The organism is Kitasatospora sp. NPDC088391, from assembly GCF_044753345.1.
Lineage (GTDB): Bacteria > Actinomycetota > Actinomycetes > Streptomycetales > Streptomycetaceae > Kitasatospora.
Genome location: NZ_JBIVNB010000009.1, coordinates 84,169 through 98,854, shown reverse-complemented (window position 1 = coordinate 98,854; position 14,686 = coordinate 84,169). Strand labels below are relative to the sequence as shown.

Annotated in this window: 14 protein-coding genes and 1 tRNA gene; 8 read left to right on the top strand and 7 right to left on the bottom strand. The window is 74.3% G+C overall.

The annotated features are described in order from the left end of the window. The first annotated feature begins 682 nt into the window (after positions 1-682). The gene (locus ACIQBJ_RS25310; protein WP_400714856.1) at positions 683-811 is read left to right on the top strand and encodes a hypothetical protein; all 129 of its coding nucleotides are present in this window, start codon (positions 683-685) and stop codon (positions 809-811) included. A gap of 30 nt (positions 812-841) precedes the next feature. On the opposite strand, the gene ACIQBJ_RS25305 is transcribed toward ACIQBJ_RS25310, so the two are convergent. Next, entirely contained in the window at positions 842-1,180 is a 339-nt protein-coding gene (locus ACIQBJ_RS25305) for a helix-turn-helix domain-containing protein (RefSeq protein WP_400714854.1), read from the bottom strand. Between the two features lie 331 nt (positions 1,181-1,511). Between ACIQBJ_RS25305 and ACIQBJ_RS25300 the strand changes: the two genes are divergently transcribed. The 3 genes from ACIQBJ_RS25300 to ACIQBJ_RS25290 all read left to right on the top strand — a co-directional run bounded on the left by ACIQBJ_RS25300 (position 1,512) and on the right by ACIQBJ_RS25290 (position 4,540). Continuing rightward, positions 1,512-2,018, top strand: a complete 507-nt coding sequence (locus ACIQBJ_RS25300; protein ID WP_400714851.1) for a hypothetical protein — start codon at positions 1,512-1,514, stop codon at positions 2,016-2,018. 331 nt (positions 2,019-2,349) lie between these two features. Then, positions 2,350-3,171, top strand: coding sequence for a hypothetical protein (locus ACIQBJ_RS25295; protein WP_400714848.1), 822 nt, complete (start codon positions 2,350-2,352; stop codon positions 3,169-3,171). Between the two features lie 457 nt (positions 3,172-3,628). Then, a complete protein-coding gene (locus tag ACIQBJ_RS25290) occupies positions 3,629-4,540 on the top strand; it encodes a hypothetical protein (protein WP_400714845.1) in 912 nt (303 codons plus the stop codon). 750 nt (positions 4,541-5,290) lie between these two features. Here the strand turns inward: ACIQBJ_RS25290 and ACIQBJ_RS25285 are convergent. Further along, positions 5,291-5,635 carry a hypothetical protein gene (locus ACIQBJ_RS25285; RefSeq protein WP_400714842.1) on the bottom strand — a complete coding sequence of 115 codons (345 nt, stop codon included), beginning with the start codon at positions 5,633-5,635 and terminating at the stop codon, positions 5,291-5,293. 577 nt (positions 5,636-6,212) lie between these two features. Between ACIQBJ_RS25285 and ACIQBJ_RS25280 the strand changes: the two genes are divergently transcribed. Both ACIQBJ_RS25280 and ACIQBJ_RS25275 read left to right on the top strand, forming a co-directional pair. Then, a tRNA-Arg gene (locus ACIQBJ_RS25280) sits at positions 6,213-6,285 on the top strand. Between the two features lie 159 nt (positions 6,286-6,444). After that, entirely contained in the window at positions 6,445-6,936 is a 492-nt protein-coding gene (locus ACIQBJ_RS25275; protein WP_400714839.1) for an HPP family protein, read from the top strand. A 7-nt stretch (positions 6,937-6,943) separates the two neighbouring features. Here the strand turns inward: ACIQBJ_RS25275 and ACIQBJ_RS25270 are convergent, their stop codons facing one another. Then, positions 6,944-7,417, bottom strand: coding sequence for an ATP-binding protein (locus ACIQBJ_RS25270; RefSeq protein ID WP_400714836.1), 474 nt, complete (start codon positions 7,415-7,417; stop codon positions 6,944-6,946). Between the two features lie 419 nt (positions 7,418-7,836). Here ACIQBJ_RS25270 and ACIQBJ_RS25265 point away from each other — a divergent pair, with 419 nt between their 5' ends. Next, positions 7,837-9,657, top strand: a complete 1,821-nt coding sequence (locus ACIQBJ_RS25265; RefSeq protein ID WP_400714833.1) for a type 2 lanthipeptide synthetase LanM — start codon at positions 7,837-7,839, stop codon at positions 9,655-9,657. Between the two features lie 104 nt (positions 9,658-9,761). Here ACIQBJ_RS25265 and ACIQBJ_RS25260 read toward each other — a convergent pair whose 3' ends face one another. From ACIQBJ_RS25260 to ACIQBJ_RS25250, 3 genes are all read right to left on the bottom strand, one after another. Next, a complete protein-coding gene (locus tag ACIQBJ_RS25260) occupies positions 9,762-10,448 on the bottom strand; it encodes a response regulator transcription factor (RefSeq protein ID WP_400714831.1) in 687 nt (228 codons plus the stop codon). A gap of 48 nt (positions 10,449-10,496) precedes the next feature. Beyond that, positions 10,497-10,682, bottom strand: a complete 186-nt coding sequence (locus ACIQBJ_RS25255; RefSeq protein ID WP_400714828.1) for a hypothetical protein — start codon at positions 10,680-10,682, stop codon at positions 10,497-10,499. 264 nt (positions 10,683-10,946) lie between these two features. Next, the gene (locus ACIQBJ_RS25250) at positions 10,947-11,276 is read right to left on the bottom strand and encodes a hypothetical protein (RefSeq protein WP_400714825.1); all 330 of its coding nucleotides are present in this window, start codon (positions 11,274-11,276) and stop codon (positions 10,947-10,949) included. 284 nt (positions 11,277-11,560) lie between these two features. Here ACIQBJ_RS25250 and ACIQBJ_RS25245 point away from each other — a divergent pair, with 284 nt between their 5' ends. Next, positions 11,561-12,571 carry a LuxR C-terminal-related transcriptional regulator gene (locus ACIQBJ_RS25245; protein WP_400714822.1) on the top strand — a complete coding sequence of 337 codons (1,011 nt, stop codon included), beginning with the start codon at positions 11,561-11,563 and terminating at the stop codon, positions 12,569-12,571. Positions 12,572-12,589: 18 nt separating this feature from the next. Here ACIQBJ_RS25245 and murJ read toward each other — a convergent pair whose 3' ends face one another. Next, entirely contained in the window at positions 12,590-14,617 is a 2,028-nt protein-coding gene (murJ, locus tag ACIQBJ_RS25240; protein WP_400714819.1) for a murein biosynthesis integral membrane protein MurJ, read from the bottom strand. Positions 14,618-14,686: the final 69 nt, after the last annotated feature.

Here is a 14,686-nt window from a genome sequence, read left to right as displayed (position 1 = left end):
GTGCAGGGTCGGCAACCCGTCCAGGGAAGCCGCAGTGCCCGCCGACGTGCAGGTCGACCAGGTGGCCTGCCCTCGTCGTCAGAGACCGCTGTACCGGTTTCCGACGACGCTCCCGGCAGGCTCCGGCCTCAGTGGGGTTTGTGGAAAACCGGATCACCGCAGCTCAGCGGACAGGAAGTCAGCAGCCTCGGAACGCGTATCGCTCGAAGCTGGAACGGTGACTTTATCGGCGCAGGTCGTATGACCGTCTCCGACGGCGAGTCCTTCGGGGTTTTCGATGGCTCCCGGTTCAGCGATCTGACTCTCGTGCAGCTCATCACCTGTAGGGCGGGCCTGCGCTGCGATCTGACTGGCTGCTGGGCTGACCGTGGCCTCATGGACGTACTTCCATCGCTTCGATCCGTCCTGCTGTCATGCGATAGGCAGGTTCTTCTGCAACGTACCGATGGCGGTGCGCGGTGGTGGCCGGTGCTGCTGCGGGTTCCCTCGGGGGGTTCGTTCCGGGCCGTCCTGGAGTGCTGGCAGACGGAGAATCTGCCCTCCGACGGTGCGCGCAGGACTCTGGTCACAGGCCGCCTGCACACGGAGTCGACGGTGTCCGGGGTCCTCGTGCGGCAGGATTTGCGCCTGTTCGTCCTGCAAGCTCAACACCCCCCGGTATGCGGTGAGAAGCATCACGTCAATGCGCCGGTGGTCGATCGCCGGGGTGCGCAAGGGGGCGGTGCCGCTCTACCCGCGGGGCCTCGGCGTCCTGATGGAGGGCTACGTCGACGGCTGGGTCTCCGACGGCCCCATCACACTCCAGGTGTGAGAGTCGCCCCTGGAGCGGCTGCAACTGCTGTCAGGTGGTGGTGCGCCCGTGCTGGGCGGCTTCGGCGCGCAAGGCTTTCGGGCCGGGCCAGAGCTGGTGGTCGAGTGCGTCCTCCAGGCGGGCGAGAGTGCCGATGTCGGGGAGGACCTCCCCGCCCAGGATGCGGGCGATCGTGGAGTGGGCGACGCCGGCGCGCTCGCCCAGGGTGCGCAGGGAATGCCCGGTGGTGGTCATCATCGTGGCCAGGTCGCGGGCCAGGACGAGTCCGCAATACGCGCTCACCGGGGCGTCGGAGGCCAGCTGCACGTGGGGCCAAGTGCCTGAGCGGATGTAGGACAGCGGGTTCTTGTCGTTGCTGCTGCGAGGCATAGCGCGATCGTGCCATGGGCGGGCCGGCCGGTGTCCGGCTCGCCCTGCCTGTTCGCAGGCGGGTTCTGCATGGTGTGCCACTACTGCGGTGTCGGCGTGAGCCTGGTGGGCGGGTGGCCTGCACGCTCGCGGCTTGTCGTTTCGTCAACTGTGACGAACAGGTGACACGTTGGGGCGTCGAAGCGGGCTCGTCGTGTGCGGAGTGCTCCTGTCTGTGGAATCATGAGCCTGCTCACCAAGCGTGCAGACATGCATACACTGAGTCGACATCTTGGTGGTGGATGCGCGGGCCGGTGCGGTGTGCGCGATACGCGGGAGGGTGAGAGGCGCGATGACCAGCACGACGGCGGGCCATCTGCTCATCGAGCGGTTGCGGCTGATCGTCACCGTCGAGCAGGACGGGCACGCGGCCACGGGTGAGCGCGTTGCCGAGGTCGAGCGCATCCTCGCTCAGGCCCGCCAAGCCCACCGCGGCACCGGTCAGAGGGTGGAGGCGGCGCTGGCGGCGCTGGCCGCCATCGAGGGCTACCTCGGCGGCTGTCCACAACCCGCCGCCTCCGAAGGCCAGCGGCCCGCTGAGGGTCGCCGCGCCGGGCGTCGGGGCACCAACCCGGGGCCGAACACCATCGGCTGGCTCGTCATGAAGGCGCTGGAGCGCGACCGCGTGACCAGTCTTGACGACGTCGTCGCCTCCGTTCAGCGCGCACGGCCGGGAACCGGTGCGAATCGTGTGCGAACCGCACTGACAAACCTGGTCCGTGCGGGCGTCGTCGAGAACACCGGGCGGGCCCGCTACCGCCTGCTCGACAAGCCGGGGGGTAACCGGGCAGGCAGCTGAGGATCCAGGGGATCCATCGCACCCGCGCGCCATCACCCACATGCAGGGGTGGGTGCCACCGGAGTCACTTAGCAGGTACCTCCGGTGGCGCCCGATGGCACGCCAGCTGAGGGCCCACGCGCCGCGTCCAGGGTATCGTCCGCGCTGCGCCGGTTTTGGTCGCTCAGTGAAAAGCCGTGGCAGCAACGACATCTGAGGGCCCCATCATGTTCTTGTCCTTCCATATGACATACCTGGGCGCGTGGCAGTGCCCGCCCGCCCGACCCGCTGTCGGAGGCGTCCGGTGAGCCTCTCCGGTACCGCGCATCCGCGGATCATGCCGACTGAGCGGATGGGTCCGCGTCGGCAGCTCGACCTGATCGGGGTGACCGCCGAACTCGGTGGCCCCGAGCGCAAGGCCGTGCGGGTGGAGGACATCGCCCGCCAGCTGAACCTGTCCGTGAGCACCATCGCCGGCGCGCCGGGCTTCCTCACCCAGGCCGGCCTCCTGGCGCCCGGCCGCGGGGCCTGGGCGGTGACCGAGGCCGGTGCCACCCTGGCCGCGCTGCGCCGCCAGGAGTCCATCCGTGCCCGCCTGTTCCTGCACGGGCACTGGCAGGGCACCTGGTTCCAGCAGGACGCCGCCCGCCTGCTCGCGGGCGGCCCGATGGAGGAGGGCGACTTGGCCGGCGGGCTCGGCAAGGGTTCTCCCGGCGTCCCGGAGCGCGGCCTGTACCTGGTCGAATGGCTCTGCTACGCGCTGATCGTCCACCGCGATAACCACGGCCGTATCGCCCTGTTCGTCGGCACCACCCCCTCCTTCAGCGACGCCGGGCCCGGCCCGTCCACCCGCCGGCCGGGCAGCGACACATGCCCCGGGCCCACCGGGAAGGGCCCCACCGTCCCGCGCGCGCGGACCGAGAACCCCAGCACCAGCGACACCGCCTGCAGCACCCTCGGCGGACCCGTCTTCGCAGACACGGACCCATTCGCCGCCCGTGCGATGCCCGGCCCCGACCTGGCCCCGAGTGCCCAGGTGGTCCTCGACCCGCTGATGGCCGGCTCCGTCGAGGAGATCTCCGCGCTGCCCGGCGACCGCTTCGTCGCTCTCATGAAGGCCTACCAGGCCTTCTACACCTCCCTGCCGCCCGCCATCAGGCCCGTCGGCACCTGACCCGCGTCCCCGTCCGCCCCCTGCGCCCCGGCCCCGAGGGCCGGGTACGGGCGGCGGCCGGGCCGGTCCGCGTCAACCTCCGCGGGGCCGAATTCACCCGTCAACCGCTGCGCCAGCGCATTCACCCCCCGCTCGGCGGCACGGTGCTGACGTCCCGTCATGCCGAAGCGATCCAGCCGCTCCGTAGCCGCCCGCGCGTCGCTCACCCGTTCGCTCGCTCCTGTTGCCCCGGAGATCCCCCATGCCCAAGCTGTCGCATGTATGGAACACTCGTGAGGCTGCCTGCCTCACCAGCCCCTCACCGCAGCACCCTGCGGCCAGCACCGCAGGACGCAGACGAACTGAGCCCCGAGCGGCCGCCGTTGCACTGAACCTGCCCGCAGGAAGGGGCATCGTCGCGGGCAGCGACCTCTCCCTCACCCACGCCCTGGACCGCGTCAAGGACACCTGGCAGGCCATGGCCGCACAGGGCGAACTCACCGAGCAGACCCTCGACAAGTTCGCCCTCCTCCTGGCCCGCCTCGAGCGCTACAGCCACCTTCGCGGCGCGATCCTGCTGGAGGATGTCACCGCCCAACTCGCGGAGGACTTCGTCACCGCCCCGGGCCGCAGCCGCTACGGCCACGCCGGCGAGGCCACCCTCGCCACCCAGATCCTGCGCAGATCCGTCATCCGATCTGCCTGGCGCACCCTGCGCGAACTCACCCTCACCGACCAGGACCCCGCTCGTGACATCCACCTACCCGCCCACACCCACGCCGCCGTCCGGGCGCTGACCGAGATCGAGGCGGCGGACCTGCGCCACCAGACCTCCTTCACCGACCGGCCCACCCGCCACGCCGCAGTCGCGGCCCTGGCCTTGGCCGGCGGCCACAGCGGCGAGATCGGCCACGTCCGTATCAAGGACCTCGACCCGGACGGCCGGCGGGTGTGGATGCACGGCTCCACCAAGACCGACCCCCGCTGGTGCCCCCTGGACGACTGGGCCCTGCAAGTCCTCACCACCAGAGCCCAGTTCGTCGCTGCACGCCAACTGCGCCCGGCTACTGCACCCGGTGCGCGCCTGGCCGTCTCCGACCGCCACGCCGACGATGCCGCACTGCAGGCCCGCGCCTGCGTCGCACTCGCCGACCTCCTGCGCCGCATCGGCCTGGGCGGCGAGGCGGACGTGAAGCCCTCCTCCATCAGTGCCCGAGCCGCGGTGGAGGCTTTCGAGGCCACCCGGCACATCGAGGACGCCGCCCGCCGCCTGGGCCTGCGATCACTGGACCGGGCCGCCGCCGTCATCGGTCTGGCCTGGCACCCCGGCCACGCTGACAGTCCCGACGCCGCCAATGGTCGCCAGCCGGTGGAGCACTGCGATGCCTGATGACGTCTTCGGGAACCCCGTGCCACCCGAGCAACCCCGAAGCCGCAAGCTCCAGCTCGCCGACTGCGACCGGCGCGCCATCCTGCAACGCATCGAGGACTGCCTCGACTACCCCGTTCTGTATGAGATGGCCGAACACCTGCCCGCTGCGAGCGCGGTCGGCTGCTCGCCCCGGTGCCCGCCTCTCGTTCACCTCCCGCTCGCCACCCTCATGCCCGTCACCGGCTCCAAGCGCTCCGCCGTCGCCCACCTGGATAACGACCTGCTGTGGTGCCGCCTGCACGGCGTGGTACGCCGCAACGCCGTCGCTGCCCGCTGCCACCCCAAGCCGCAGCCAGTACCTCTACGCCGAACACCGTCTCCTCGCCAGCAGCAGCGACCTGTTGACCGAGGCACTTGGGCACCAAGCCGTGTCCAGGTCCTCGACCTGTGACTCTTTCCACCCAACGCCACCCGCAACTGGGCCCGCCCTCATCGCCGCCAGCTCATCGTCGGGGACGCCACCGTGCCCAAGACCCCCTCCAAGGCCGCACAGCCCACCACCCCGGACCCCGCCACCGGGCAACTGCGCCGCTGCCATGTGGACCGGGCCGCCCGCCTCTACTTCGAGAACGGCGAAACCAGCCCGCGGCACCAAGCAGTTCTTCGCCTCTGGCCGCGACGACGGCTACTGGAGCCGCGTCATCCTTGACCTCGCCCACGTCGCGGGAGGCGCCTACGAGGACGAGGCCGCCATCGCCGTGCGCTCGTTCACCGGCCTGGCCACCCGGCTGCACGGGCACTGGCTACGACGGAGCATTTCGCGGCGTGCACCGGGACACTCTCGCCCGCGCAGGCCTGCTCGCCATCAACAAACAGCACGGCTCGGTGCACCCGCTGGCCTACGAACTTCCGCGGTTCGGCACCGGCCGCCACGACCTGTGGTGTGACCAAGGGCGCATCGCGGAGCGCCTCCTGCTCGACGACGGCACCAGCATCCTGCATCCGGTCTCCGTCGCCATTACCACCACCTCCGACGACCGCACCGCGCGCGACACGGCCACCGGACGACGCCACACCAGCGATGCCGAACGCGGCTTCCATCACGCCGAACACCTCCAGCAGATCCCCGAATCTACCTGCGCCCACGAACTCGCCTACCCCTGGCGGGCCGACTCCGAATCCGACCGAAGCCTGTGGAGCCGCCGCATGGTCTCCTACGGCCTCGCGACCTGCAGAAGGTCTTCGTCCCCGCATTCGCCTTCTCTCAGAACGCCACCAGCCGCCGTATCCGCCTCGAACACGCAAGTTCGGGCAACGGGCAGCGGCCACTTCGGACAGCACGCCCGGACGCCGGGTCCGTGCCGGCCACAAACCCGGTGCGGACAACCCGAGCGGACGCGATGCTGCACGCGTCCGGGACCTCAGCGTGGCTGTGGGCAACGCAACCGATGAACGGCCAGGTCGGGCAGGCAGTACCCGGCGGCGCAAGGCGCTGACGACAGGAGGGGACATCTCCGGCAGAGCGATCCGCTAGTCTGTCATCGGTCAGTCGGCTATCCCGCCGTGGGCTCAGTTCGGTGCACCCGCCAGGTGCCACCCGGATGCGCTCATATGCCTCCTGACCTGGGTGTTTGTACTGCCAGACTGGATACCCGTCGCTGGGTTTCTGGCAAGGTTTCAGACAAGCCCCGCCTCAGTAGCTCAGGGGATAGAGCACAGCTCTCCTAAAGCTGGTGTCGCAGGTTCGAATCCTGCCTGGGGCACAGTGCGCACGGCAGCAGCCCCCGCCCGGGTCGGGCGGGGGCTGCTGTGTTTCCGGGGCCGGGGCGGAGGGATGTGCCTCTGAGGCAAGAGGATTCTTGAAACGTCAACGTTCTGTTTAGGCTGCCGGGACCGATTCCGTCCGACCCGGGAGCCCGCAGATGCCCTTGACCTCGAACCTTGCCGCCCTGGGGAGCCGGGCCCGGCATGCCGTCCGGGCCGGGGGGTTTGCCACGGGGGCACTGCTGGTGCTGGTCGGGGTGGGGGTGCTGCTGCACCAGCCGGTGCTGATCCCGCCGCTGGCGGCCAGCGCCGCGCTGGTGCACGGCGCGCCCGGGCTGCCGATCTCGCAGCCGCGGAACCTGATCGGCGGGCAGCTGCTGTCGGCGGCGGTCGGGTTCGGGGTGCTGGTGGCGGCCGGGCCGGGCCCGTGGGCGGCGGCGGTGGCCGGCGGGCTGGCCCTGGTGGCGATGATGCTGGCGCACGTGCCGCACTCGCCGGCCGCGGCGACGGCGGTGATCGTGGTGCTGCAGGCCCCGGCGCCGGTGCCGTTCCTGCCGCTGCTTGCGCTGGCCACGACGGTGCTGGTGCTGGTCGGACTGCTGCCGCACCGGGTCGGCGGGCACCCGGTGCGCTACCCCGCCACCCGGTGACGGGACGTCAGGCCGCGGGGAGGGCCGTCGAAGGCGCGGCCGGGGCTGCGGCCGGGGGTGAGATCGGCAGCGGCGGCAGGGCGCGTCCCCCGGCGGGGAGCCGGGCCCAGACCACCTTGCCCGCGGGCGCGGTCGGGTAGTAGCCCCAGCCCGCGGAGAGCGCGTCGACCAGCTGCAGGCCGCGTCCGCCGGTGGCGTCCGGCCCGGCGGCGCGGGGCCGGGGCGGGTTCGGGTCCCGGTCGCCGACCTGCACCAGCAGGGTGCCGTCGGCCAGGGCCAGCGAGAGCGTGAAGCCGTCGGGGGTCCGGGACCGGACCGCGTTGGTGGCCAGTTCGGAGACCACCAGCCGGGCGGCGTCGGACAGTTCGACCCGGGCCTGCCAGCAGTGCAGCACCTGCGCGGTGTGGCGGCGGGCCCCGGCCACCGACTCCGGGGTGCTGGCGAGCGTCAACAGGCTGAGCTGCGAAGGGGGTTCGGTCATCAAGATCCTCCCGCGGGCATCCGCGCGGGCCCCGGTGGCGGCGGCCGGGGGACGACCCGCGCCTTCCAGCATCCGCCGGACCCCGGACGGCCCGCCACGGGCGGAAGTCCCCGGCGGGAAGGCACTTCGCACCGGGGCGGCCGGGACGGGCCTGCCGTCGGCGGGGCCCGTCCACCGCCCGGAAGCGGAACGTCGTCGCAGGTCGGAGCAGGTGCCGAATGTCATCCCGGGCGATGACTTCTGCGCCCCCGGGAAGCTGACATCTCCTACTGCCCGGTCCCTCCCGGCGCGGCCATAGTGGACACGCCGCGGAGGAGCGGAACCGGCGGGCCGCCGGACCGGCCGGGCGGGCGGGCCTGCCGCGAACTGCTCGGCGCCGAAACGCTGTTCACCCGCTTCGCTCGCTCCCGGGAGATGTGATGTCGTTCGGCCTGCAGTCCTGGCTCGGCGCCGCCGGAGGCACCGGGCCCGACGCCCCGGAGAACGCCCTGCTGCCCGGCCTGCCCGGTGCCGACGGGCGGCTGCGGGCCGTGATCGCCGCCGCCGCGGACTTCGAGGAGCGCGCCGCCGCCCGGGACGACGGGCGGGCCCTGTTCGCCCCCGACCCCGCCGAGGACCGCCGCGGCCGCGCCGCCGCCGTCGAGGGCTGGCTGCGCCGGGCCGCCGACGACCCCGGGGCCGCCGGGGTGCTGCTCGACCACCTGGCCCGGACCGGCCGCCCGCTCGGCGCGGGCCTGCGCCGGGTCCGCCTCGCCGACCCGGCGCGGCTCCCCGCCTGGGCCTACCCGCTCGCGGTGTTCCTGCGGGCGCAGGCCGCCGCCCCGGCCACCGGCCCCGGCGCGATCACGGCCGGGTTCCGGGCCGCCGCCGACGCGCTGCTGCCCGCCGGACCCGGCACCGTCCTCGGCGTCGAGGTCACCGGGCGGGGCCGCGCCGACGTGCTCGGCACCCTCGCCGGCCGGCTGACCGAGGCCGCCGACCTGACGCTCCGCCAGGAAGCACCGCCCGCCAACGACCGTGCCCGGGAGCCGGGTTGGGACGCCGCGGGCGGCCCGGACGCCTCCACCGCGGGCTGGCTGGCCCGGCTGGAGCGGCTGCCCGCGCTCGCCCGCCTGATCGGCACCCTCTGCGGGCAGTGGCAGGAGGCCTACACCGAGCTGTTCGCCCGCCTCGCCGCCGACCGGGCCGGCCTGGTCGAGCAGCTCTGGCACGGCACCGACCCCGGCCCGCTCGACGCGGTGCACGGCGACGCCGGCACCCGGTACGCCCGGGGCCGCGCGGTGGCGCTGCTGCGCTTCGCCGACGGGCGCGGCGCGGTCTACAAGCCCAAGGACCTGCGGCACGCCACCGCCTTCCTCGGCCTGGTCGAACGGCTCAACCGGGAGCTGTCGCTCGACCTGCCGCTGCGCACCGTGCTGCCGCGCTCCGACCGGGGCGACGACGGCCTCGCCGCCTCGCTGCACGCCGACGGCGCCGGCGACTACGGCTGGGAGGAGCTGGTCCCGTCCCGGCCGTGCGCCGACCGCGCGGGCCTCGCCCGGTTCCACCGCCGCCTCGGCATGACGATCCGCCTGGTGCAGCTGCTCGAAGGCCGCGCCCCGTGGGCCGACAACCTGCTCGCCGACGGCGAGCACCCCGTGCTGATCGGCCTGGAGTGCCTGCTCCCGCCCTCGGTGCCGGCGCCGGTGCCGAGGGCGTCGGGGGTGCCGAGGGCGTCGGGGGCGTCGGGGGTGCCGGTCGCCGACCCCTGGCCGTACACCGGGGAGCTGGTCGAGGGCTACCGCGAGATGCAGGCCGTCCTCCACCGGGTCCGTGGTGAACTCGCCGACCCCGCAGGCCCGTTGAGCGGATTCCGGGGCATCTGGGTGCGTTCCGTCCGGCGGAGCGACCGGGACGGCCGCACGCTCCTGCGGGACTCCACCGGCCCGCTCGCGCTGGCCGACGGCGCGACCCGGGAGACCGTCCTCGCCGGTGCCCTGCGCGGCGGCCCGCCGGAGGCGGTGCTCGCCGAACTGGACTCCCACCGCACCCTGGACCTCCCGTTCTTCCGCTCGCTGACCACCTCCGCCGCGGTGTTCACCGCCGACGGCCGGGAGGTCCCCGGGCCCGTCCGGTCCACCGGCTGGCAGCGCCTGCGGCAGCGGGTCGCCGCACTCGACGGCTTCGACCTGGAGGCCCACGTCGCGGCCCTGACCGGATGCGCGGACGCCGCCCGGCCCGGCCGGGGGCTGCCGGGCTGAGGGCGGCCGGGCCGGGCGGCACACGCACGCACGCCGACGGCCCGCCGGCGGGAACCTGACGGTCCGTCGGCGGGCCGGTGTGCTCCCGGTCCTGTCGCGGGGCCCTACAGCCAGCCGGACTCGCGGGCGATCCGGATCGCGTCGCAGCGGTTGCGGGCCCGGGTCTTGGCGATCGCCGCCGAGACGTAGTTGCGCACCGTGCCGGGCGAGAGCGACAGCGCGGCGGCGGCCTCCCGCACCGTGGCGCCCCCGGCGATCTCGCCGAGCACCGCCAGTTCGCGCCGGCTGAGCGGTCCGCCCCGATCCGCCCGCACCACGTCCAGCACCAGCCGCGGGTCGTACACCCGCCCGCCGCGGGCGAGTTCGCGCACCGCCGCGATCAGGGCCGCCGCCTGGACGTCCTTCAGCAGCACCCCGGCCGCGCCCTCCACCAGCGCCCGCCGGGACTCCGCGGTCCGCGGCAGGGCCGGGACCAGCAGCAGCACCGCGGTGCCCGGCGCGACCCGCCGCAGCAGCCGCGCCGCCGACGCCCCGTCCGACTGCTCCGGGTCCAGCCCGAGCACCGCCACCGCGGGCCGCACCCGCGGGGCCGCCGCCGCGGCCTCCTCGGGGCCGGCCGCCTCGGCGATCACCGTGAGGTCCTCCTCCCGGTCCAGCAGGGCGCCCAGGCCCGAGCGGAACAGGTGGTGGCTGTCCGCCAGCAGGACCCTGGCCGGGTCCGTCGCCACCGGCGCGGCCGGCGGCGGGAGCAGGGCCCGCCGCACGGGCGGGTGTTCCAGTGCGGTGGTCATGCGCGCACCTCCCCGGTTCGCTTCTCGGACGGCGTGGTGTCGGACCGGTCAGCCCCAGCCCCAGGTGTCGGAGTGCGGGGGAGCGGTCGGGCTCGGGCCGTCCGCGGGAGCCCCGTCGGCGGTCACGACCGCGCCCGGCCGGGCCGGAGCGGCCAGGTCGGCGGCGGTGGCGACACCGCCGACCGCCAGCGCGCCGATGACCGCGATCGTGACGAAACGGGTGTTCAGCGCCATGGGAGTGCCCGGTCCTCTCAAGCTTCGGCTGCGCCCCGGGCTGCCACCGGGGCGGGTGGTGATCCGCGGTCAGGGGCCGATCCGGTCCGCGTCCCCCGCCGGGGGCCGCTGCCGAGGTGCCGATCCGCCGTCCTGCCGACACCGACGAGCCTGCCCCTCCCGGCACCTTCCTGTCAGCACCCGGAGCTGGCACCAGGGTGCCGTGACACTCAGCGGCCAGCTCCGCACACCCCGTTGCCCCGGCCCCTCCGCCCCGGCGGGGCGTCAGCTCCTGGCCCGGTCCTGCCACAGGCCGAGCGCGATCCACGGGTCCGCCTCGCAGCGCGCCACCGTCCAGTCCGCCAACGGGCCCTCCTCGCCCACCAGTTCGCCCGCCCCGGCCCGCAGCGCCCGCTCGGCCGCCAGCAGCGAGGGGGCCGCCAGGAAGCACACCGCGGCCAGCCCGTCCGGCGCCGCCAGCACCCGGGCGCGGCAGATCCGGGCCCCGGCCAGCGGCAGCCGCAGCAGGGCCGCCCGCACCGGCCCGGCCCCGGCCGACTCCACGGGGCCGCCCGGCCCGGACGGCGCCCTCAGCTCCAGGCGGATCGCGTACATCCGTCCAGCGTGGCAAATCCGATGGCCCCACGGGTGGCTGAGCAGGTGTCAGATCGATGCATGGCACCAAGATGACAGTTCCCCGACACCCTTCACGCCTCGCCCACCAGTGCGACAGAATCTCCGCAAGCCAGTTCTGCGGGTTGCCCGGCGGGCGTCGGTCCGACACCCGGTCGGAACGGAGCCGGGAGGCACACGGGCCACCGCGCGGGGCGTTGTTGGAGGTCGAGAATGGGCAGAACGGCGCACAGCGGCACCCGGCGGCCCGCGCCCGGGACCGGCAGATGACCACCGGGGGCCCGATCGGGCTCGACGCCTTCGGCGAGGCCGTCTACCGCGCCATGCTGCTGCACCCCGACCTCGACACCGCGGGCCTCGCCACCCACCTCGACAGCACCGAACCCGAGGTGGGCGCCGCCCTCGACCGGCTCGCCGACCTCGCCCTCACCCGCCCCGCCACCTGCGGCACCCGCTGGCGGGCCGTCAACCCGGAGCGCGGACTCGCCGCCCTGCTCGCCCACCAGGAGGCCGAGGAGCTCCGCCGGCAGCGCGAGGCCGAACGCAGCCGCGCCGCGATGGCCGGCCTGATCGCCGAGTACGCCAGCCTGCACACCCCCGGCGGGCAGCGCGGCATCGAGATGCTCACCAGCCTCGACCTGGTCCGCGACCGGCTGGTCCAGCTCGCCTCCGACGCCACCGCCGAGGTGCTCTCCTTCGCCCCCGGCGGCCCGCAGCCCGCCCCCGTGATGGCGGCCAGCCGGGTCCTCGACCAGGAGACCCTGGAACGCGGCGTCCGGATGCGCACCGTCTACCAGGACAGCGTCCGCAACGACCCCGCCACCGTCCAGTACGCCCGCTGGCTGCACGGCCTCGGCGGCACCGTCCGGACCTCGCCCACCCTGCCGCTGCGGATGATCGTGGTCGACAACGCCACCGCGCTCGTCCCGATCGACCCCGAGGACCCGCGCAAGGGCGCCGTCCTGCTGCAGAGCCCCGGCGTGGTCGCCGCCCTGCGCGCCCTGTTCGACCAGGTCTGGGAGCAGGCCCGCCCGCTCGGCGCGACCCCCCGGCGCGACCCCCGCGGCCTCACCGGCCAGGAGCGCGAACTGCTCCGCCTGCTCGCCGAGGGCCTCACCGACGAACGCGCCGCCCAGCGCCTGGGCGTCTCCCTGCGCACCGTCCGCCGGATGATGGCCGACCTGATGGTCCGGATGGACGCCCGCAGCCGCTTCCAGGCCGGCATCCAGTGCGCCGCCCTCGGCTGGCTGGAGACCGCCGAGGACGCCCCCGCCTGACCCCCGGCACCGGGCCGCTCAGCGGCGGTGCTTGCCGACCACGGTCGGGGACGGGTACGGGATGCGCAGGCGGCGGGCGAACGGGGAGACCGCGCCGCCGACACCCAGCGGGAGGGCCAGGACGAACAGGGAGACCAGCACCAGGAGGGAGCCGACGACCAGGCCCGCGGCGCTGCCCAGCAGGGTCGGGCCGAAGCGGCCCGCCAGCCAGTGCGCGGCCAGCGCGCCCGGCAGGCAGGCCAGCGCGATGCCCAGGTGCAGTGTCACCAGCCGGCCGCCCGCCAGCCCGCTGCGGCCCTTGCCGCCGCGCAGCACGCCGAAGTCCACGGTGGCGTTGGCGCCCGCCGCGACCGCGTCCTTGCGCAGCACCAGGGTGGCGTCCGGCGCGGCCGGTGCGGCGGCGGGGGCGGGGGCGGTGGGCCCCTTGCGCAGCCGGCGGCCCAGCGCCCCGCCGGTCGCCACCACCGACACCAGCGCGGCCAGGCTGTGCGCCACCGCCATGCCGACCACGATGTAGCGCGGCGACAGCACCTGGTACGCCACCAGGCAGAGCGCCGCGTTCGAGGCGGTGGTGATCAGCGTCATCCAGAACGGCGTCCGGGCGTCGTTGATCGCGTAGAAGCCGCGGGCCAGCGCGTACTGCGCGCAGAACGCCGGCAGGCCGACCGCGAAGGCCGTCAGCAGGGTGGCCACCACCATGGCGTCGGCCCGCACCGTGCTGCCCGAGCCGTAGCCGTACGCCGCCATCGCGACCTGCGGGGCCAGCGCGACGAACAGCACCGAGGCGGTGACGATCATCGCCGCCGAGGAGCGCAGCATCCCCGACAGGTCCTCGCCGATCTTCCGGTAGTCGCCCGCCGCGGCCGCCCGGGACAGGCCCGGCAGCAGTGCCGTCACCATCGAGATGGTGATCACGCCCTGCGGGACCATGAACAGCTGGTACGCGTTCGTGTAGGCCGAGAAGCCGTGGCCGCCCGCGATGCCCTCCTTCGCGGCGGCCGCGCCCGCGCCGGTGCTCAGCGAGGTCACCACCGCGAAGGACAGCTGGGTCGCCACCACCAGCAGCAGCGCCCAGCCCGCCGAGCGCAGCGGCCGGGTCAGGCCCGCGCCCTTCCAGTCGAAGCGCGGCCGGTAGCGGAAACCGGAGCTGCGCAGCGAGGGCAGCAGCGCCGCGGCCTGCACCACGATGCCCAGGGTCGAGCCGATGCCCAGCAGCGCGGTGTCACCGGCGGTGATGCCGCCGACCTTCGTGGCGTCGTGCCCGACCCACAGGAAGGCGCCGAACACGCCGATCGCGACCACGTTGTTCAGCACCGGCGTCCACATCATCGCGCCGAACCGGTCCCGGGCGTTGAGCACCTGGCCGAGCAGCGTGAACACGCCGTAGAAGAAGATCTGCGGCAGGCAGTACCGGGCGAAGGCGATCGCCAGGTCGCGCTGTGCGCCCTCGAACTCCGAGTACATGTCGACGATCTGCGGGGCGAACAGCCAGGCGCCGACCGTCAGCACCACCAGGATCACCGTGCACAGGGTGAGCAGCCGGTCGATGTACGCCTGGCCGCCGTCCCGGTGGGTCTGCATCGCGTGCACCAGCTCCGGCACGAACACCGAGGCCAGCGCGCCGCCGATGAGCATCATGTAGACGATGTTCGGCAGCGAGTTCGCCACGTTGAACGCCTCGCCGACCGGGCCGGTGGTCAGCGCCGCCACCAGCACCGCGCTGCGCACGAAGCCCAGGGCGCGCGAGGCCAGCGAGCCCAGCGCCATGATCATCCCGTTCCGCGCGGTGGACGCGGCGGCCTTCGCGGCGGGCTCGGCGGGCTGCTCGGCCCCGGCGTCCGGCTCGACCCGCTGCGGCGGGACGGCGGGCGGCGGCGGGGCCTGCGGCGGGACGGCCGGGGCGGCCGGTACGGGGGCCGGTCCGGCGACCCGGCCGAGCTGCACGGTCGGCGGGTCGTACGGCGGGGTGCGCGCCGGGTCGTGCGGCGGCAGCGCGGGACCGCCCGGCCGGCCGTAGGGGTCGTTGGCGCCGTCCGTGGTGTGCAAGGTCGTCGGACCCCCCGTAGCTCGGTGCCCGTCCGGCGCCCTGTGGGATGTGTGCGCGGAGACCGGGCC